Raw genomic sequence first — 20,006 nt, 5'->3', positions numbered from 1 at the left:
CCTGCCTGCCTATCTGTGCCACCATGAGCGCTCAATAACAATGAGGATCAGCACCATGCACGACGTCGTTATCGTCGCCGCCACCCGTACCGCCGTGGGCAGTTTTCAGGGCTCACTGGCCTCTGTCGCCGCAGTCGACCTCGGCGCAGCGGTCATTCGTCAACTGCTTGCCCGCACCGGCGTGGATGGCGCGCAGGTCGATGAAGTCATCATGGGTCAGGTGCTGACCGCAGGCGCTGGTCAGAACCCTGCGCGACAGGCAGCCATCAAGGCCGGCCTGCCCTTCTCGGTACCGGCCATGACCCTGAACAAGGTCTGCGGCTCCGGCCTCAAGGCCCTGCACCTGGCGACCCAGGCGATTCGTTGCGGCGACGCCGAGATCATCATCGCCGGCGGTCAGGAAAACATGAGCCTGTCCAACTACGTGCTGCCGGGCGCACGCACCGGATTGCGCATGGGCCACGCCAGCATGGTCGATACGATGATCACTGACGGCCTGTGGGATGCATTCAATGATTACCACATGGGCATCACCGCCGAGAACCTCGCGCAGCAGTACGACATCAGCCGCGAGGCCCAGGATGAGTTCGCCGCCCTGTCTCAGCAGAAGGCGCTGGCTGCGATTGAAGCCGGACGCTTCGTCGATGAGATCACCCCGACCCTGATCCCGCAACGCAAGGGTGATCCGCTGTCCTTTGCAACAGACGAACAACCCCGCGCCGGCACCACCGCCGAGACCCTGGCCAAGCTCAAGCCCGCCTTCAAAAAGGATGGCACGGTCACCGCCGGCAATGCCTCATCGCTGAACGACGGGGCTGCCGCCGTGATGCTGATGAGTGCCGCCAGAGCCGAGCAACTGGGCTTGCCGGTGCTGGCGCGCATTGCCGCCTATGCCAACGCCGGCGTCGACCCGGCCATCATGGGCATCGGGCCGGTCAGTGCCACGCGTCGCTGCCTGGACAAGGCTGGCTGGTCGCTGGCCGAACTGGACCTGATCGAAGCCAACGAAGCCTTTGCCGCACAGTCCCTGTCGGTCGGCAAGGAGCTGGGGCTGGATCCGCAAAAGCTCAACGTGAATGGTGGCGCTATCGCCCTTGGTCACCCGATTGGCGCATCGGGCTGCCGCGTGCTGGTGACACTGCTGCACGAGATGATCAGGCGCGATGTGAAGAAGGGCCTGGCCACGCTGTGCATCGGTGGTGGTCAGGGGGTTGCTCTGGCGCTCGAACGCTAGAGCAGGAAGAAGGCGCGGGACAGCCCGCGCCTTGCGTCATCAGGCGGCTGCGGGCGCCACTTCCATGTCAGCGGGCTCCGGACGCTTGATCAGCGCGTAGATCACACCGGTCAGCACGCTGCCGGCGATGATCGCCAGCAGATAAAGCAGCGCATGGTTGATCGCGTTGGGGATCAGCATCACGAACAGGCCACCATGCGGTGCCATCAGCTTGCAGCCGAAGTACATCGACAACGCACCGGTCAGCGCGCCACCCACGACACTGGCCGGAATCACCCGCAACGGGTCCTTGGCAGCGAAGGGGATGGCACCTTCCGAGATGAAGCACAGCCCCAGCACGAACGCCGCCTTGCCTGCCTCACGCTCGCTCTGGGCGAACTTGCGGCGAGCCAGGATCGTGGCGATGCCCATACCGATAGGCGGCACCATACCGGCAGCCATGGCGGTGGCCATCGGCGCGTAGCTCTGGGATGCCAGCAAACCGACCGAGAACGCATAGGACGCCTTGTTGATCGGCCCACCGAGGTCGACGCACATCATTGCGCCCAGCACCACGCCCAACAGGATCGCGTTGGTGGTGCCCATGCTGTCGAGGAAGTGCGTCAACGCTTCGAGCATCCCGGCAACCGGCTTGCCGACCACGTAGATCATCACCAGACCGGTGAACAGGCTCGACAGCAACGGGATGATCAGAATCGGCTTGAGCGCTTCGACGCTGGCCGGCAGACGTGCGTAGCGGTTGATCGCGGCAGCACTGTAGCCGGCCAGAAAGCCCGCGACGATACCGCCGATGAACCCGGCACCCAGCGTACTCGCCAACAGGCCACCGATCATGCCGGGTGCCAGCCCAGGACGGTCAGCAATCGAATAGGCGATGTAACCGGCCAGCAACGGCACCATCAGTTTGAATGCCGCTTCCCCACCGATCTGCATCAGTGCCGCAGCCAGCGTGCCCGGCTCTTTGAACGCGGTGATACCGAACACGAAGGAAAGAGCGATCAACAGGCCGCCCGCCACGACCATCGGCAGCATGAACGACACGCCGGTCAGCAGGTGTTTGTAGACGCCCGCCTTCTCTTGTCTGGCAGGTGACTTGGCGGCGGCCTCATCGGATTCCACCTGCCCTTCCGCCAAGGCTTTTTTCAGGGTGGCTTCGGACTGCTTGAGGGCGATCCCGGTGCCGCAACGGTAGATCTTCTTGCCGGCAAAGCGGTCGGTGTTGACCTCGATATCCGCCGCCAGCAGCACCACGTCGGCATCGGCGATGGCCTTGGCGCTGAGCGGGTTGCGCGCGCCTACCGAGCCCTGGGTTTCGACTTGCAGGTCGTAATTCAGACGTTTGGCCGCCTGCTGGATCGCTTCGGCCGCCATGAACGTGTGTGCTACACCGGTCGGACAAGCCGTGATCGCGACGATGCGCGGTTGTGCGCCGGTGCCGCCGCTTGCCTGAGGCGCCGCTGCTTCGGACGCTGCATGTACCTGCGCTTCTCGCTCGGCGCGCTGCAGAAAGCTGTCGACATCCTGCAACGCATGCGCAGGCGAATCCTGAAACAGGCGCTTGCCGACAAAGCGGCTCAAGTCCACAGGACCGGTATTGACCACCAGAACAAGATCGGCGGCTTCGATGTCCTGGGTGGACAACTGTTGATCGGCCTTGTTGGGGTCGATGATTTCGACGCTGGTTTCCCAGCCCTGGCGCAGGGCCGCCGCTTCGAGCAATCGTGCGCTGAGTACGCTGCTGACCTTGCCGTTCGGGCAGGCCGTAACTATGGCTAACTTCATGACGATCCTCTCTTATTGTTCTGAAAGGCTGCGTACAGTGACGCCGCCTTCAAGCCGTTTGAGTTGCGCGGCATCGGTGATACCGAAACCGATCTGGGTCACCGCCATGGCGGCAATCGCTGTGGCAGTGCGCAAGGTCTTGTGCGGCTCTTGACCGGTGATCAAGCCGTGCACCATGCCTGCCAGCAGCGAGTCACCCGCACCGACCGTACTGGCCACGGTGACCTTGGGCGGCAGTGAATGCAGCGCCACGCTCGGGCTGAACCAGTGAACGCCTTCGGAGCCCTGAGAGATCACCACATGCTCAATGCCCTGCGCCTGCAAACGCGCAGCCGCCTCGGCTTGCGCAGCGATGGAGATGATCGGTGCGTCGAGCGCATCAGCCAGCTCTTCGGTATTGGGTTTGATCAGCCAGGGCCCGGCCTTCAGACCGGCACGCAAGGCCAGACCACTGCTGTCCAGCGCCACTTTCAGACCGAGGTCCTTGAGCATCACCAGCAGTTTTTGCAGCCACTCCGGGGTGACGCCGCGCGGCAGACTGCCCGCAACGACCACCACGTCGAAACCCTGAGCGATCTGTTCGACGCGGGTGAATAGTGCTTGCTGCGCCTCTTCACTGACTTGTGGCCCCGGGCCGTTCAAATCGGTGATGCGGCCACTGCCTTCGGCCAGCTTGATATTGCTGCGCGTTTCGCCCGGCACCCGGACAAACTCGTCGACGAACTGACGACGCTCGAACAACGCTTCGAACGCTTGCTGATTGTCGACGCCAAGAAAGCCGGCAACGGTCAGGTCATGGCCCAGATCAGCCAGCACCTGCGCCACATTCAGGCCTTTGCCCGCGGCGTGAGTGAGCATCGCCGTGCTGCGGTTGACCTGGCCCAGCTCCAACTGCCCCAACTGCACAGTCAGGTCCAGCGCCGGGTTCATGGTCAGGGTAAGAATCTTCGCCATTACACAGCCTCCACAAGCGCGCGGACTTCGGCGGCGCTGCCCGCCGTCAGCGCATTTTGCGCCAGTTGCTGAGCGCTGCTCAGGGTCAGTTCACGTACGCAGGCCTTGACCTCGCCAATGCTGCGCGCCGAAACACTCAATTCATCCACGCCCAGACCGACCAGAATCGGCACCGCCAGCGGGTCTGCAGCCAGTTCGCCGCATACACCCACCCATTTGCCGTTGGCATGCGCAGCACGCACGGTCATGTCGATCAGTTGCAGCACCGACGGGTGCAGGCCGTCAGCCTGGGCCGACAGCGTCGGGTGGCCGCGGTCAATGGCCATGGTGTATTGCGTCAGGTCATTGGTGCCGATACTGAAGAAGTCCACTTCCTTCGCCAGCACCGGGGCGATCAGCGCCGCCGATGGCACCTCGATCATGATCCCCAGTTGCAGGTCGCTGACCGGGATTTCCTCGCGCAGGCGCTGGGTCATGTCCCGCGCCTGACGCCACTCTTCAAGCGTGCCGATCATCGGGAACATGATGCGCAGTGGGCCGCTGTCTGCAGAACGCAACAGGGCGCGCAGCTGGCTTTCCATGACGTCCGGGCGCTGCAGGGTAAGACGGATACCGCGCACGCCGAGGAACGGGTTTTCCTCTTTGGCGATCGGCCAGTAAGGCAGCGGCTTGTCGCCACCGACGTCCAGCGTACGCACCACCAGCGGACGCCCGCCCAGATCGGTCAGCACGCGGCGGTATTCAGCTTCCTGCGTGGCTTCATCCGGCGCCTGGGAATGCGCCATGAACAGCAGCTCGGTGCGCAACAGGCCGACGCCTTCCGCGCCCTGCTCCACGGCGGCCGGTGTGCCGGTGCTGTCGCCGATATTGGCGAAGACTTCGACAGCATGACCATCGCGCGTCACAGCGGGCTCCATGCGCGCTTCGGCGGCCGCCTTGAGACGTTGCTCACGCGCGTCACGGTCCTGAACTGCGCGCTGCAGGGTCGCTTCGTCAGGCGCGACGGTCAGCCGTCCGCGCTGGCTGTCGAGCAGCAACACGGTGCCCGGCTTGAGCAGCAGCACTTCATCACCGGCCCCCACCAGCGCCGGAATGCCCAGCGCACGTGCCACGATGGCACTGTGAGCGGTGGCACCGCCGCGTGCGGTAAGAATACCGGCGACCTGCGCCGGGTCGAGACGGGCCACGTCGGACGGGCCGACTTCATCCATCACCAGAATGTAGGGTTCGTCCGGGGCCGCAACAGTTTCGACGCCACAGATCTGCGCCAGCACGCGGCGACCGACATCACGCAGGTCTGCGGCGCGCTCGGCCAGCAGTGCGTCCTGCAGTTGTTCCTGCTGAACGGCAGCGGTCTCGATAACCGTAGCCCAGGCCGCAGCCGCGCTTTCGTCGTTATTGAGGCGCGCCTCGACTTCGCTGGTCAGTTCCGGATCTTCGAGCATCTCCTGGTGGGTGATGAAGATTTCCCGGATGGCCTTGGACTTGCTGCGCTGAATGAGATTTTCGATATCGCTGCGCACCTCGCCGATCGCCTTGTGCAGGCGCTCGCGCTCGGCAGCCACCGACTCGCCCCGCTGGGGATAATCGAAGCTTTGCAGCACTTGAACGTGGGCCGGCCCCATGGCAATCCCCGGTGAAGCAGATACCGCCTGCAACACGCTACCAGCTAGCGGAGCACTGAGCGGTTTGGCAGCAGCCGGGGTCGGCGCTGGCGCAGCCTCGGTCTGCGAGACGGCGGGCAAGGGTTCGACTTCCTCGCCCAGGCCTTGCTCCACGGCGGCGATCAGGGCTGGCAGTGCGTCGTCGGCGATGCTCGGCTCGGCAATGAATTCCAGCGTCTGACCACGACGGGCGCCGAGGCTGAGCAGCTTGCTCAGGCTCTTGGCCGACACGGCGGCTTCGCCGGTTTCCAGCACACGCATGCGGATCTCGCCGTCAAACTCCTTGGCCAGCTGCGCCAGTATCTTCGCCGGGCGGGCGTGCAAGCCATGGGCGTTGGCCAGCTGAATCTGCCGGGTCGGCCACTCGGCTGGCAATTCGCCGCCCAGTGCTTCGAGCACGGCGCGACTGTTGGTGGCGTGCCCCAACTCGTGGCCACGGCCTTCGATCAGCAACAGGCACAGACGCTCGAGCAGCGCCTGATGCGCCTCACCGAGGCTGGCCAGGCAGAACAGACCGGTCAGCGGCTGGCCCAGATAGCGCATGGGTTTGTCGGGGGTGACGAACGCCAGACCGGGGCGCTTGACGGTTTGCTCGCTGTGCAGCCACCACAGGCCATCACCCAGCGACAAGGCTTCCACTTGCTGGAGCACGGCGGCAAAGCCGTTACTCACGCAGTCGGCCTTGCGCAACAGGCGTGCGCCGCGCCAGACCAGTTCTTCAAAATCGTCGGCCGATACGCCGAGGCTGATCATCTGTGCGTCGAGCGCCAGTTCCTGCGGAGCACCTTGCAATAGCTTGAGCAGGTCTTCCGGGGTCTTCGCTTCGCGCAGCGCCTGGCCAAGATCCTCTTCACCCAATGCGCGAGTCAGCAGTTGCAGCAGGCGCAAGTGCTCGTCGGATTTGGCAGCGATACCAATCGCCAGGTAAACCATTTGTCCGTCGCCCCAGTCCACCCCTTCGGGGAACTGCATCAGACGCACACCGGTGGTAAACACCAGGTCGCGGGTTTCGGGTGTACCGTGTGGGATGGCGATGCCCTGACCGAGGAAGGTCGAGCCTTGCTGCTCACGGTTCATCAGCCCGGTGAGGTAGCCCTCGGCAACCAGACCATCAGCGACCAGGTGGTCGGCAATCAGCTTAAGTGCGGCAGTTTTATCCACAGCCGACTGGGCCATGGATATTTGCTCCAGAGTGAGTTCGAGCATTGCCTTGACTCCTGTGCAGCGCCAAGGCGCCACCTGATTCTTGTTTTAATGGCGATCGTGTGATCGACAGCTTAGGGGGATGAAGGTGATATCTGTCCGAGCATCGTATCGGACATCACTTTCATCTCGATTGCAGCAGACAACAGGCGTGCTGAATCGTTTAATCTAGAATTGCCCGGCACGTTACTCGATTCTGGGGATTCATTGAAGCCCAGTCGATCCGATCACTGTGGGACAATTCCCAAAATACGTGAAGTACTTGGGAATTTCCTACGGTCTGGTGTAAAGATCAGCGCCATGAAAAAAATAACTCGATTGTCCTGAGCCGCGTACCTAATAAAAGGAAATTCCGGGGTGAAACTGAGCGATATCGCACGTCTGGCAGGTGTTTCTGTCACGACGGCCAGTTACGTCATCAATGGCAAGGCCGAAAAACAGCGCATCAGCCCGGCAACGGTCGAGCGTGTCAAAGCCGTGGTCGAGCAGCACGACTTCCGACCCAACCCGCAAGCGGCGGGCCTGCGCAGCCGTCATAGCAAGACACTGGGCTTCATCCTGCCCGACCTGGAAAACCCCAGCTATGCGCGCATCGCCAAATTGCTCGAGCAAGGCGCGCGCAACCTCGGTTATCAACTGCTGATCGCCAGCTCAGATGACGACCCCGCCAGCGAGCTGCAGCTTTTGCAGCTGTTCCGCGCACGCCGTTGCGATGCGCTGCTGGTTGCCAGCTGCCTGCCGTCCAGCAACGACAGCTACCGCGAATTGCAGCTCAAGGGCACGCCGATCATCGCCATCGACCGGGAAATGAATCCCGAATTTTTCTGCTCGGTGGTCAGCGACGACCATGACGCCTGCCTGCAACTGACCCATAGCCTCCTGCAAACCCGACCGCGCCACATCGCCCTGATCGGCGCACGTCCTGAGCTGAGCATCAGTCGCGCGCGTGCCGCCGGCTTCGAACATGCACTCGACGGGTTTACCGGAGCCACCATCGTCGAGCATGGCGAAGCGTTCAGCCGCCAGTGTGGCCAGCGTTTGATGACCGGGATGCTACAGCGCCAGGGACATTTTCCGGACGCGTTGATCACCACCTCCTACGTGCTGCTGCAAGGCGTGTTCGATGTGCTGCAAAGTCAGGCACTGCAATCGACCCCACTGCATCTGGGTACCTTCGGCGATACGCAATTGCTCGACTTCTTGCCGCTACCAGTCAACGCCATGGCCCAGCAACACCAGTTGATCGCCGACAAGGCCCTGCAATTGGCACTGGCCGCTATCGAAAAGGATGATTACCAGCCCGGCGTGCACGCTATTGCCAGGGCCTTCAAGCAACGTATTCACGAGGCATGAAGGTGACGCTGATCGATACCCACACCCACCTGGATTTTCCGGACTTCGATGCCGACCGCGCTCAAGTGCTGGACAACTGTCTGGCGCTCGGTGTGCAGCGCCTGGTGGTGCTCGGGGTGTATCAGCGTAACTGGCAGCGGCTCTGGGAGCTGACCGAGGCCAACCCCGCCCTGTGCGCCGCGTTCGGCATGCATCCGGTGTACATCGATGAGCACCGCACTGCACACCTGACCGAGCTGGGCGACTGGCTGACGCGCCTGAAAGGCCATCCGCAGCTGTGTGCAGTGGGTGAGATCGGTCTGGATTATTACGTCGAAACGCCGGATAAGCCGCGTCAGCAGGCACTCTTTGACGCGCAATTGCAGCTGGCGAACGACTTCAATCTGCCCGCCTTGCTGCACGTGCGGCGCAGCCATGCCGATGTGATCGCGACGCTCAAGCGCCACAAGCCAAAGCGCAGCGGCATCATTCATGCCTTTGCCGGCAGCCGCGAAGAAGCGCGCGAGTACATCAGGCTGGGGTTCAAACTGGGCCTGGGCGGAGCCGCGACCTGGCCGCAGGCTTTGCGCATGCATCGGGTCATCGCCGAACTGCCGCTCGACAGCGTGGTGCTGGAAACCGACTCACCGGACATGGCGCCCGCCATGCACCCCTATCAGCGCAACAGCCCGCAGCATTTGCCCGACATTTGCGAGGCCCTTGCGGGGCTGATGAAGATCAGCCCCGAACGCCTGGCCCAGGCGAGCACGGACAATGCCTGCGAACTGTTTGACTGGCCTCGTCTGTCACACAGCTGATGTCACATGCCTGAGCCTGCGCGGCCAGTATCGAATCAGAGCAGAAGGGTCCACAGGGCAAACCCTGCGTACCAGACCACCGCGGCACGTACCAGCAGCTCCCAGAGCATGTCGAGACCGGTGACGCCCTGCGCGCCCATCATCGGCGGCGGAACCTCGCTGGCGGCGCAGCCAACGCGCGTAATCAGTTGTGCAGCACTGATGTTCCAGTTCAACAGCTCATGCAGCATCACCCGGGTGACCGCCACAAAATTGCCGACCAATGCGAAGCTGGCGGCGAGCAACCTGACCGGCACCCAGTCGAAGGCATGACGCAACTGCCCTGCGCGTTCCACCAGTGCGGGTGTCTTGCCGTGCTCGGCAGCAAGTGCCAATAGCCTGTAGGCCAGCGCAGCCACCGGGCCGAGTACGAAGTACCAGAAAATCACGGCGAAGAAACTCTGAAACGCCTGCCAGAGCAGGTAGCCCTGCACACCCTGCAGCAATTGCTCGCTGTTGTCCGCCTGCACGCCCATGTCGCGCTCGGCCACGTGCACCGCAGCCTGCGCATCGCCACGTCGGCAGGCATCGCGAAACGGCCCGAGCACCGCAATCAGGTCAACCCGGCCAAGGCTGTAGATCAACACCAGCAGGTGAATGGGCAGAACCAGCCAGCCATAGGCCACCGAGCCGATGATGGTCAGCGCCAGTTGCAGAATCAGCACGGGCACAAGCACCAGCAGCGCCAGCATTACCCAGGGACGTGTCGAGGTCCGCGGGCTGGCCTCGAGTTTTGCCAGTTCTTTCAGCCACGGCCCGTCACGCTGAACGCGCTGACGCAGAGCAGAAAATTTTTCGATAAGAACGGCCAGCAGTAGCACCAGAAAACTCATTGTTCGTCCCTCACATCAATCCAGCAAAGCCGCTCGAAACCTGGCCCAGTCAAAACAGGGCCCAGGATCAGTCTTGCGTCCCGGCGCCACGTCACTGTGGCCACAGATACGCTCGGGGGTGATCGCCTCGAACGCCTGACGCAACTGTCGCGTCAGGTCGATCAGCGCGTCGTATTGCGCTTCGGTGAAAGGCTGGTCATCCGTCCCCTCCAGTTCGATGCCGACAGAAAAGTCATTGCACCCTTCGCGGCCCTGAAAACTGGAAACACCGGCGTGCCAGGCACGATCAAGACAAGAGACGAACTGAACGACCTCGCCATCACGTTCAATCAGAAAATGCGCTGAAACGCGCAGATCGGCAATCCCCACAAAGTAGGGATGCTCGTCGATGTCGAGCTGGTTCTGAAAGAAAGCCTGCACCTTGCCGGTCTTGAACTGTGCTGGCGGCAGGCTGATGTTGTGAATCACCAGCAGCGAGATTTCGCCTTCGGGTCGCGCATTGAAGTTGGGCGAGGGGCAATGCTGCACGCCGTCGCACCAGCCGCTTGCGGAGTCCAGTTGCATGAATGCTCCTTGAACGGGGAGAAATAAGTAGCGCTGATTATGCCCGTGACAGGAGCTGATGTGGGAGCCTGGCTACGGATCCGCGATGCAGGAAACACGCTGTAGACAGCAAAGACCCGCAGCGGCGCGGACTGCCTGCCGACGCGGGCGTCGGCACCTTGGTCAAACGTGTGCCTGACGACAGGCACCGCCGCCAGTCAGGCGCCCTTGAGCTTGCGCAGGTTGCTGATGACGGACTCCAGAGCCCGATCGAAGAGCAGCGCGTCGTCGAGAATACGTACCGCGCCACGACGAAATTCGACGGCAAGGCCGGTGCGGGTCTTTTCCAGAACCTTCATGCCGGTCCGATTGACGAACACATAACGCCCGGTCGGCTCGACAATCGCAGTCAACTTGCAACGCAGCTTATGCTCTTCATCTTCCTGAATCTCGACCCAGCAACCGACCCGCAGCTTGTCGACCATCTGCAGGCCTGCATCGTCGTCGGGCAACTGGACCACCGGCTCATTGAGCATCTGCTCTTCAGGGGTGATCAGTACGATTTCTTCAATCACCGCCATCATCGGCGGGCCTTCGACGGCCTGGCCATCTGCCTGCGCCGAATCACCTTGCGCAGTGTCACCCTCGCCTTCCTGCAAGCGCGAGAAGTGCTGGAACGCTTTCACGTGCAGCGACTCCAGCTGACTGAAGAATTCGCTGGTGGCAAACGGATCGAACGCGGCGCTGGTCAAGCCATCCCGCAGCGACTTGAGCAGTCCAGGAACCAGCTCCAGCAAGCGCTGCAGGGCCTGCGGGTCGTCGTGCAGCTCGACGCTCCAGATCAACTCGTCCATGGTCTCCAGCCCGGCCTGCCACTCGCTGGACTCCTCGCCATGCTTGAGGCAGGTCAGCAGCAGGACCTTGCTCCAGGCCTCCTGCAACAGCCGCACAACAACCTCGGGCAAGGTTTTGCCCAGCAGTCGCTGATTCAGCTCGTGCTGCACCTGCTGCCGAGCCAGTTCGGCACGGGCACGACCCTCTTCGGCATCACGGGTACGCTGCTCGAGCAGCTCGCTGCGGCGACGTTCGTCACTGGTGAAGGCCAGAAAATCCGCCAGCAATTCAGAAAAGATCGCCGGGTCATCGACAAAATCATTGAGCAGGCGCTGCACGATCTGCTCGACGCGCTGATACAGCGAGTCGCGCTGATAGTCGTCACGGCCACCCCAGCCCAGCGCGGCAGTGGCAATTTCGTTGAGCAGGCGACGGGCAGGATGACTGCCGCGGCTAAAGAAACTTTTGTCGATGACCGCCACTTTGAGCATCGGAATCTGCAGGCGCCCGATCAGAGCACGCAATGACGGCGTCAGGTTGCGGTCATCGAGAATGAACTCGAAGAGCATGGCGATCAGGTTGATGACATCTTCGTCACCAACACCGACGATTCTGGATTTGCCGGTCTTGACGTTGACCCGCGTCAGCAGCTGCTCCAGCTGGTTGCGCAGATCGAAATCGTCTGCAGTGTCTTGCGAGGGCACATATTGCTGCAGGTGAGACAGCAGGCGCAGCAGGTCCCGGCTGGAAATCGGACGCACTTCGGCGTTGGGCTCATGACGCGGCGCGAGGTGGCCGCGCACGTGCAGCAGCAGTTCCTGCAACGCCGAGAAAACCTCCTGCACACCCTTGTCGAGCTTGTCGGCAGCTTCATTCAGGGCGGGGTCGGACATCTCGGCGGCGCGGCTTCTGGGCGCCGCCCGGTCAGATGAGCGGCGAGCCGGCAGCGCTTTCATGTCCGGCAATACACCGGTGGCAATCAGCAGTTGATTGGCTTCGCTGTACAGGTCGTCCGTATTGGCCAGGACGTACTTCTCGAACAGTTTGAGAATGATCAGTTTGACCTTGATCTCGACGCCAAGGCTGCGCCCGGCCTCCAGAAAGAATCTGCAGAGCATCGCCGGCCCCAGCGGGTTGGAATCTTCGGCAATGGCTTGAGGAATGAGAACGTTCAGGCGTGCAGTGAGCTGGCCCAGGGCTAGGGCGTCACGGCTCATGACCTTGCTGACCATGGCATCCACGGCCACGGTCTTCTCGAGATCATCGTTGTGCACCAGCGACAGCTTGTCGAAGGACACCGCGGGCGGAAGCGCTGGCTCCTGGATCTGATACTGGCCCAGGACCAGAAAGGACTCATAGAACTTGTCGAGGAAACCCCGTTCTATGCTTTTGCGCTTGAGGCGCAGGTCACGCATGGCTTCAAAAAAGATGTTCTGCTCAGTGTTGCTGCGGGCGCGGTCAGCCATTTCGAACAGCGTATCGTCGGCGTTATCGAACAAAGCCTGCAATGCATCCTTGAGCTGCTGGGCCGCCTTGTCGCGAACCTGCAACAACACAACAGGTAATCGGGCCAAAGGCGTACCCGCCCCCTGCAAAGGGAACGATTTGCTCAACGGCACTACTTTTTCGTCGTTCGGCATTACACCCCCTGACAGGAAACAACCTGAACCCCATCACAAACGTGGCTTGTTACCCTCGCACTGTGAAGCGACCCTCTTGGCCTCGCGCAACGTCAAACTCATGGCGTCAATTACAAGTCGGATTATCTTTCAAAACTTGTCATCAGCGCCAGTGAGACTTTTCTTTCACTCTCGCGAAGGAAGTGGCAAGGCATTCATGTGCAGCGATAGACCGCGATATTCGCTTTCCATCGCAAACGAATTTGCCAAACCGACCAACTGCACGTTCCCAGAGGTAACACCCTGGCATGGCGCAGGTGGGTAAGCGGGATGCGGTGCCTTATACTCGAACGACTTTGCTACTGGAGCCCGCTATGCCGAATTTACGAATTGCCGACCTGACCGCCGAGATCGAGGCCAATGTGCGTCGCGCATTGCTGGAGGATGTCGGCAGCGGCGATATCACCGCCCAATTGATTCCGGCAGAGCGACTGGCCAAGGCCACCATCATTTCCCGCGATGCAGCGGTGATCGCGGGCACTGCCTGGGTCGATACGGTCTTCCGGCAACTGGACCCGCGCGTTGCCGTGCACTGGCAAGTGACCGATGGCGACCCTGTCAGTCCCAATCAGGCGCTGTTTCACCTTGAAGGTCCGGCCCGCTCCCTGTTGACCGGCGAACGCAGCGCGCTCAATTTCCTGCAGATGCTCTCGGGAGTGGCCACGCGTGCCCAGTATTTCGCAGACATGGTCGCAGGCACTCAGGTCAAACTGCTGGATACCCGCAAGACTCTGCCAGGCCTGCGCATGGCGCAGAAATACGCGGTCACCTGCGGCGGCTGTCACAACCACCGCATCGGGCTGTACGACGCGTTTCTGATCAAGGAAAACCATATCGCAGCCTGTGGCGGCATCGCCCAGGCAGTGGAAGCGGCGCACCGGATTGCACCCGGCAAGCCAGTGGAAGTCGAGGTGGAGAGCCTGGGTGAACTCAAGCAGGCGCTGGACGCAGGCGCCGACATCATCATGCTCGATGAATTGAGCCTTGATGACATGCGCGAGGCCGTGCGCCTCACCGCAGGCCGTGCCAGTCTGGAGGCCAGCGGCGGCATCAACGACGATACCCTGCGGGTGATTGCCGAAACGGGTGTCGATTACATTTCCATCGGTGCGATGACCAAGGATGTGAAGGCCGTGGACCTGTCCATGCGCCTGAGCCTCTGACGCATCGCGCACAGCCAACTGTCACTATTCGCTCGGGAGTAGACGTCTTGGAACAATGGTTTGTGATGAACGCGGGCAAGCAACTCGGCCCGATGGACGCGGATGCTGCGCGGCTGATTGCACGTGAGTCGCCCGGTGCCTGGTGCTGGAAGCAAGGCATGCCGGACTGGAAGCCGATCTATCAGGTGCCGCAGGTGCGCGCCATGAAGAAGGACGGTGTGACGCCTTTTCCTGATCCGACGCCGGACATGGTCCAGCCCAGGCCGTCCGGGCTGCCAGCGCAGGCAGCCCCGACACCCGCGCCTGCCTCGGTGCCCGCCAGACGCCCTTCGTTTACGCCCGACCCGAACGCCTCGGGCGGCTATGGCCTGGCGCAGACCACCGATGGCGTGGACTTCAAGCTGTACGGCACGGAAACCCAGTTCATCGAACTGGAACTTGACCCTGGCGAAAGCGCCGTCGCCGAAGCCGGAGCGATGATGTACAAAACCTGCGACGTGCAGATGGAAACCATCTTCGGCGACGGCAGCAATCAATCGCCAGGGCTGCTGGGTTCGCTGTTCGGTGCAGGCAAGCGTATGCTGACCGGCGAAAGCCTGTTCACCACAGTGTTTTCGCAACAGGGTTCGGGCAAGGGCCGCGTGGCGTTTGCAGCGCCCTACCCCGGCACGATCTTGCCGCTCAACCTGCGTGATTTCGGCGGCAAGCTGATCTGTCAGAAAGACAGTTTCCTGGCTGGCGCCAAAGGCGTCTCCATCGGTATCCAGTTCCAGAAGAAAATCCTCACCGGCCTGTTCGGAGGCGAAGGTTTCATCCTGCAAAAGCTGGAAGGCGACGGTTGGGTCTTCGTGCACATGGGCGGCACGGTGCGCAAGATCGAACTGGCGGCGGGCGAAGCGCTGGATGTCGATACCGGCTGCCTGGCAGCCATGACCCAGACGGTCGATTACGATATCCGCATGGTCGGTGGCGGCATCAAGTCGATGCTGTTCGGCGGCGAAGGGGTGTTCTTCGCCAGACTGACCGGCCCCGGCACGGTATGGCTGCAAAGCCTGCCCTTCTCTCGACTGGCCGGGCGCATGCTGGCCGCAGGACCATCGGGCGTGGGCAGAAGCGAACGCTGACTTCAGCACTACATTATTAGACCGGAGACTGTGCTGCGTACTTGCGACTATCGTGCGACGCTCCGCGTCCTCTTGACGACGCAGAGCGTCGTGAACTGCATTCCCACGCCGGAGCGTGCGGAACGATAGCGGTAATCAGCGCCCAATAAAAAAACCCCGCCATCGCTGGCGGGGGTTTTTATTGGGCGCTGCTCGGGTTTAGCCGATTGCCACGCCGTGAGCTTCTGCCAACGGCTTCAGACCGCCGGCAAAGCCCTGGCCAATGGCCTTGAACTTGAACTCTTCGCCATTGCGATACAGCTCGCCGAAGATCATCGCGGTTTCAGTGGATGCATCTTCCGACAGGTCGTAACGAGCGATTTCCTTGCCGTCAGCCTTGTTCACAACGCGGATGTAGGCATTGGAAACCTGGCCAAAGCTTTGCTTGCGCTCTTCGGCGGAATGGATGGTGACCGCGAAAACCAGCTTCTTCACTGCCGCTGCCAGGCCAGTGAGCTTGACCGTTACCGACTCGTCATCGCCTTCGCCAGCGCCTGAACGGTTATCGCCCAGGTGCTCGACCGAACCATCAGCCGACTTCTTGTTGTTGTAGAAAATGAAGCTGTTATCGTCCAGCACTTTGCCATTTTCGCCAACGATGAAGATCGACGCATCCAGGTCGAACTCGGTGCCATCGGTCACACGCGGATCCCAGCCCAGGCCCACAGTGATTTCTGTCAGGCCAGGAGCCTCTTTGGACAGGGAAACGTTGCCGCCTTTACTCAGACTTACTGCCATGTTCTTGATCCTTTCCAGAAAAGTGGTTGGGCGTGAATCAGAAATTCATGCCGAAAGAGTTGGCCAATGCTTTCAGGCCCCCCTTGAAACCGCTACCAACGGCGCGGAATTTCCACTCGCCGTTATTGCGGTACAACTCAGCGAAGATCATTGCGGTTTCGGTAGAGGCATCTTCAGCAAGATCGTAACGGACGACTTCCGCGCCCGACTTTTCATTCACTACGCGAATGAAAGAGCGGCTCACCTGGCCAAAATTCTGGCCACGACTTTCTGCGTCATGAATGGTCACCACGAATGCGATCTTGTCGACGTCAGCAGGCACACGGGTCAGATCGACCTTGACCACTTCGTCATCACCGTCACCTTCACCGGTACGGTTGTCACCGGTGTGCTCGACAGAACCGTCGGCGCTCTTGAGCTGGTTGTAGAAAATGAAGTCAGCTTCACTGCGGACCTTGCCATTGGCGGCCAACAGGAATGCGCTGGCGTCCAGGTCGAAATCCTGTCCGTCAGTGGCTCGCGGATCCCAGCCCAGACCGATCAATACGTTGGCCAGGGTAGGGTCGGTTTTCGACAGCGAAAGGTTGCCACCTTTTTGCAGAGTCAAAGCCATGATTCGTTTATCTCCTTTATCCAGTGTTTACGCTTTTTCTTCCGCGGATTCGTCTTTGCCCGGGAAGAGCAGGCTTGCAACGATACCGATGATCAACACGACGACCACAACCAGCAGGCTGGTGTTGGCGCTGATCTCGTAACCGTGATGGAACAGGTGGTTGGTTGCGTTCAGGCCCAATTTCAAGGCAATGAAGAACAGCAAGGCGATAACCGCTTTCTCCAGATGCACCAGGTAACGTTTGAGGGCTTCAAGTACGAAATACAAGGTACGCAGACCAAGAATCGCGAACAGCATGGCCGAGAATACGATCAGCGGCTCGCGGCTCACGGCGATGATTGCAGGCACGGAGTCGAACGCGAACAGCACGTCGGAGATTTCCGCCACAACCAGACACAGGAACAACGGGGTCGCGAACAAAGCGCCTTTGGCGGCCAGCGTGATACCGGCGTTTTCAGGCTTTTTGACTTCCTGCTCCAGAACCGAGCGGCTGACGAAGAAGTTGCTGCCGTGCAGTTTTGGCCACACAGGGAACAGCTTCTTGGCGAAGCGATAAGCCATGTGTTGCGAGTAGTCGACTTCTTCGTCGTCGTCATCGCCAGCCCTGAGCATCATGATGGCTGTCCAGGCAACGATGACCGCAAACACCACTTCGACCCATGGACCCAGCGCCAGCAGGCCGGTGCCGATGGCGACGAAGATGCCGCGGAAGACGATGGCGCCGATGATGCCCCAGTACAGAACGCGGTGGCGCAGGCCATCCGGAATCTTGAACCAGGAGAACAACGCCATGAACACGAACAGGTTGTCGACGCTCAGCACTTTTTCCAGCGCGTAACCGGTGACGAACAGCGTGGCCACTTCAGAGCCGTGCTGGACATACAGGAAACCGGCGAAAGCCAGCGAAATGGCGACCCAGAAAATCGACCACGCCGAGGCTTGTGCGAGGGTGATTGGCTTGTTTCCCCGGTGGGAGAACATGTCGATAGCCATGGCCGTAACGGCCAGACCGACGAAAACCGCCATCGTGAGTGGAGGGAAGCCTAGAGAGGTGCTTTCCATTTAACTGCGTTCCTTAGGGTAAAAAATTACAGGTCGAAATCGGACGGGTTGAGGCCAAGCTCTCGACAGATCGTGCGGCAGACTTCCCGCTCTTTCTCATCGAAGCTGCCATCGGCGCCACCGATAGCACAGCAGACGCGCACCAGCAAACGGGCTGCATCTTCTTTCTTTTTGATCTTGCCAATGGTTTTCAAGGCCTCGGCGCGACCAATTTCAAAATCGAACTCGAACTTGGAGCAGGCTTCCTGGAAGCCCTGGATGACGTCCTTCATGTCAAAAACTTTCAGTTCCTGAGAGTTCTGAATGAAGCCCGCCATTTTCTGCTTTTCACTGGAGCTGATATCACCGTCAGCGGCCGATACCAGAGCACAGCCGGAAACCACCGCCTCCATGAATTCGCGATTCTTGAACTTCGAGACTTCCGAAGCCAGCTTGTCGCGAGCAGCTGTTGCGTTTGTTTTCAACCAGTCCAGCATGTCTATCTCCCATGAGGCGGCACAGCCAGCCCAGAAATACCACGGTATTGTTTACTTGGAACCGGCAGCCCAGCGCATGCCCCATCCGTAGGCTTTATCCATGTTGCTGTGGCCGTTGTGGAAATCCACGCGACGCGTCACCTTGACCGCACCGTTGTCATTTTCCAGCAGGGCAATGGCACACATGCCCTGACGACCGCCCTCTTCATTGAGGCGAACCTCGATGGGCGGCTGGCCCGGCGCGTGAATGGTGACGACCCCGTCGGTTTCCTTCCAGTTCGGTGCACCTTCATAGATGAACGCGTAGACCAGAATGCGACGGATCTTGCTCCAGTGCGCGCCATTGATATGCAGCCACTCACCGTCGCTGATCGAGCCGGTACGGTCATCGCCCATCAACTTGATGAATGGCTCGGTGTTGAGCGAACCGAACGAGTTACCCAGCGCCTGAACAGCGCCTTTGAGACCGTCCTGCATTTCGAAGAGGCAGCCTACATCAAGGTCGATGGCATTGCTCTTCTTCATCGAGAAGAAGCCACCGCCCTTGCTGTCGTTACGACGGTTCCAGTTCAGGTTGACCCGAATCTCACCGAAGCCGGCACTGGATTTTTCCAGACTGATCGAAGCACGGGTCTTGTCGAGCGTAATCTTGCTCAGACTGACGGTCGACTTCGCTGCAGGCGCTGGAACAGGTGCAGGTGCAGGTGCAGGTGCAGGTGCAGGTGCAGGTGCAGGTGCAGGTGCAGGTGCAGGCTCATCCTGAGGCGCGGCGACTTCAACGCCGAAGTTTTTCGCCAATGGCTCAAGGCCGCCGGCAAAACCCTGGGCCACGCAACGGAATTTCCATGCACCCTGACGCAGATAGAACTCGCCCAGAATCAGCGCGGTTTCTTTCATGCCACTGGTCGGGATATCGGCTTCGATACCGCCGGTGATGTTCAAGGCCAGGCGTGACACGCTGCCGAAACTGGCCTTGTTCTCATAGATGGTCGCCGTCAGGGCAACCTTCTCGATGGCCGAGTCCAGACGGCTCGGGTCAAGACTGAACACCGCGCGTCCGGCTGATGCTTCCGTCTGCTGCAGCGCACCGCCGTTCACGCTTTTCTGGCCGTAGAAACACATGTCCTGATCGCCACGGACCTTGCCGGACGCGGTCAGCAGAAAAGCGGAGACGTCGATATCCGCATCCGCGATCGGGGAGTAGATAATTTCTACAGTCAGCGGGCCGGCAGCGACCGGCGCGTTGGCGCCCGGGACAAGTTGGGTCATGCGCGTACAGCCCCGATCGCCAACTCGACCAAATCATCAGCAGTGCGACCGTTGGTGACCTGGCCTACTGCAGTGAAGTCCCAGCCCGATGGCGTGCGCGCCAGATAAGACATCACCACGCCGGTGTGCTGGCCTTTTTCGGACAGATCGAAGCGACCCAGTTCGTTACGGCTGCCCAGATCGACAATACGGCAGTAGGCGTTGGCGACTTTTTCGAAATTCTGACCGGTGAACGAATTGACGGTGAACACCAGGTATTTGACCGTGGCAGGCAGTTTTTCCAGATCGACGCTGATGGTTTCATCGTCGCCCGCGCCTTCGCCGGTACGGTTGTCACCCGAATGCTGAATGGCACCGTCACGCGATTGCAGCTGGCGGAACCAGACCAGGTCGAGGGGCTTTTTGTCGGCGTCGAGCATGATGCACGAGGCATCCAGGTCGATATCGCCGCCGCCACCACCGAGCAATTTACCGAAGAAACCACTGGCTTTTTCAGGGTCCCATCCAAGTCCCATGCTGACTTTCTTGAGGCCTGTACCAGCAGTTTTCTCGAGTGAGATCGTCTGGTTCTTTGCCAAAGTGAGTGCCATTTTTCGCTCCATGTGAC

The 20,006-nt window shown here is 60.7% G+C and carries 17 protein-coding genes; 5 read left to right on the top strand and 12 right to left on the bottom strand.

Annotated elements, in window-relative coordinates; translation table 11 throughout:
• The first annotated feature begins 55 nt into the window (after positions 1-55).
• Positions 56-1,234 carry an acetyl-CoA C-acetyltransferase gene (locus LIX91_RS16830; RefSeq protein WP_004412356.1) on the top strand — a complete coding sequence of 393 codons (1,179 nt, stop codon included), beginning with the start codon at positions 56-58 and terminating at the stop codon, positions 1,232-1,234.
• A gap of 39 nt (positions 1,235-1,273) precedes the next feature.
• Here the strand turns inward: LIX91_RS16830 and LIX91_RS16825 are convergent, their stop codons facing one another.
• From LIX91_RS16825 to ptsP, 3 genes are read right to left on the bottom strand one after another with little or no spacing between them, the layout of a single operon-like run.
• Complete coding sequence (locus tag LIX91_RS16825; RefSeq protein WP_004412354.1) at positions 1,274-3,016, bottom strand: PTS fructose-like transporter subunit IIB; 1,743 nt, start codon at positions 3,014-3,016, stop codon at positions 1,274-1,276.
• Positions 3,017-3,028: 12 nt separating this feature from the next.
• Complete coding sequence (gene pfkB / locus LIX91_RS16820) at positions 3,029-3,970, bottom strand: 1-phosphofructokinase (RefSeq protein ID WP_024663879.1); 942 nt, start codon at positions 3,968-3,970, stop codon at positions 3,029-3,031.
• Positions 3,970-6,840 carry a phosphoenolpyruvate--protein phosphotransferase gene (gene ptsP, locus LIX91_RS16815; RefSeq protein ID WP_226488821.1) on the bottom strand — a complete coding sequence of 957 codons (2,871 nt, stop codon included), beginning with the start codon at positions 6,838-6,840 and terminating at the stop codon, positions 3,970-3,972. Before ptsP ends, pfkB begins: the two co-directional genes overlap by 1 nt.
• A 354-nt stretch (positions 6,841-7,194) precedes the next feature.
• Between ptsP and cra the strand changes: the two genes are divergently transcribed.
• Together cra and LIX91_RS16805 are read left to right on the top strand one after the other, a co-directional pair.
• The gene (cra, locus tag LIX91_RS16810) at positions 7,195-8,190 is read left to right on the top strand and encodes a catabolite repressor/activator (protein WP_004412350.1); all 996 of its coding nucleotides are present in this window, start codon (positions 7,195-7,197) and stop codon (positions 8,188-8,190) included.
• On the top strand, positions 8,187-8,987 hold the full coding sequence (locus tag LIX91_RS16805) for a TatD family hydrolase (RefSeq protein WP_226488820.1): 801 nt from the start codon (positions 8,187-8,189) through the stop codon (positions 8,985-8,987). Before cra ends, LIX91_RS16805 begins: the two co-directional genes overlap by 4 nt.
• Before the next feature lie 35 nt (positions 8,988-9,022).
• On the opposite strand, the gene ampE is transcribed toward LIX91_RS16805, so the two are convergent.
• The 3 genes from ampE to LIX91_RS16790 form a co-directional block, all read right to left on the bottom strand.
• Complete coding sequence (gene ampE / locus LIX91_RS16800; RefSeq protein ID WP_003345100.1) at positions 9,023-9,859, bottom strand: regulatory signaling modulator protein AmpE; 837 nt, start codon at positions 9,857-9,859, stop codon at positions 9,023-9,025.
• Between the two features lie 15 nt (positions 9,860-9,874).
• Positions 9,875-10,423: a 1,6-anhydro-N-acetylmuramyl-L-alanine amidase AmpD gene (gene ampD / locus LIX91_RS16795; protein WP_003414880.1), complete on the bottom strand. Its 549-nt coding sequence runs from the start codon at positions 10,421-10,423 to the stop codon at positions 9,875-9,877.
• A gap of 197 nt (positions 10,424-10,620) precedes the next feature.
• Positions 10,621-12,876: a DUF1631 domain-containing protein gene (locus LIX91_RS16790; protein WP_226488819.1), complete on the bottom strand. Its 2,256-nt coding sequence runs from the start codon at positions 12,874-12,876 to the stop codon at positions 10,621-10,623.
• Between the two features lie 353 nt (positions 12,877-13,229).
• Between LIX91_RS16790 and nadC the strand changes: the two genes are divergently transcribed.
• Both nadC and LIX91_RS16780 read left to right on the top strand, forming a co-directional pair.
• Positions 13,230-14,078, top strand: a complete 849-nt coding sequence (gene nadC, locus LIX91_RS16785) for a carboxylating nicotinate-nucleotide diphosphorylase (RefSeq protein ID WP_226488818.1) — start codon at positions 13,230-13,232, stop codon at positions 14,076-14,078.
• 47 nt (positions 14,079-14,125) lie between these two features.
• Positions 14,126-15,202, top strand: a complete 1,077-nt coding sequence (locus LIX91_RS16780) for a TIGR00266 family protein (RefSeq protein WP_003414874.1) — start codon at positions 14,126-14,128, stop codon at positions 15,200-15,202.
• Positions 15,203-15,400: 198 nt separating this feature from the next.
• Here LIX91_RS16780 and LIX91_RS16775 read toward each other — a convergent pair whose 3' ends face one another.
• Genes LIX91_RS16775 through LIX91_RS16750 form a run of 6 tightly spaced genes read right to left on the bottom strand, consistent with a single transcriptional unit; the run spans position 15,401 to position 19,989 of the window.
• A complete protein-coding gene (locus LIX91_RS16775) occupies positions 15,401-15,979 on the bottom strand; it encodes a TerD family protein (protein ID WP_003317757.1) in 579 nt (192 codons plus the stop codon).
• A 37-nt stretch (positions 15,980-16,016) separates the two neighbouring features.
• Complete coding sequence (locus LIX91_RS16770) at positions 16,017-16,592, bottom strand: TerD family protein (protein WP_226488817.1); 576 nt, start codon at positions 16,590-16,592, stop codon at positions 16,017-16,019.
• A 27-nt stretch (positions 16,593-16,619) separates the two neighbouring features.
• Positions 16,620-17,654: a TerC/Alx family metal homeostasis membrane protein gene (locus LIX91_RS16765; protein ID WP_003414862.1), complete on the bottom strand. Its 1,035-nt coding sequence runs from the start codon at positions 17,652-17,654 to the stop codon at positions 16,620-16,622.
• A gap of 26 nt (positions 17,655-17,680) precedes the next feature.
• Entirely contained in the window at positions 17,681-18,130 is a 450-nt protein-coding gene (locus LIX91_RS16760) for a tellurite resistance TerB family protein (RefSeq protein ID WP_003371299.1), read from the bottom strand.
• Between the two features lie 51 nt (positions 18,131-18,181).
• Positions 18,182-19,399 carry a TerD family protein gene (locus tag LIX91_RS16755; RefSeq protein ID WP_226488816.1) on the bottom strand — a complete coding sequence of 406 codons (1,218 nt, stop codon included), beginning with the start codon at positions 19,397-19,399 and terminating at the stop codon, positions 18,182-18,184.
• Positions 19,396-19,989 (bottom strand): TerD family protein, encoded by a 594-nt coding sequence (locus tag LIX91_RS16750; protein ID WP_003414858.1) that lies wholly within the window; start codon positions 19,987-19,989, stop codon positions 19,396-19,398. Before LIX91_RS16750 ends, LIX91_RS16755 begins: the two co-directional genes overlap by 4 nt.
• Between the last annotated feature and the right edge of the window lie 17 nt (positions 19,990-20,006).

Origin of the sequence: Pseudomonas sp. B20, assembly GCF_020515755.1 — a bacterium.
GTDB lineage: Bacteria > Pseudomonadota > Gammaproteobacteria > Pseudomonadales > Pseudomonadaceae > Aquipseudomonas > Aquipseudomonas syringae.
Note: the sequence above shows the minus strand (reverse complement) of the source record. Positions and strands in the feature narration are given on the sequence as shown.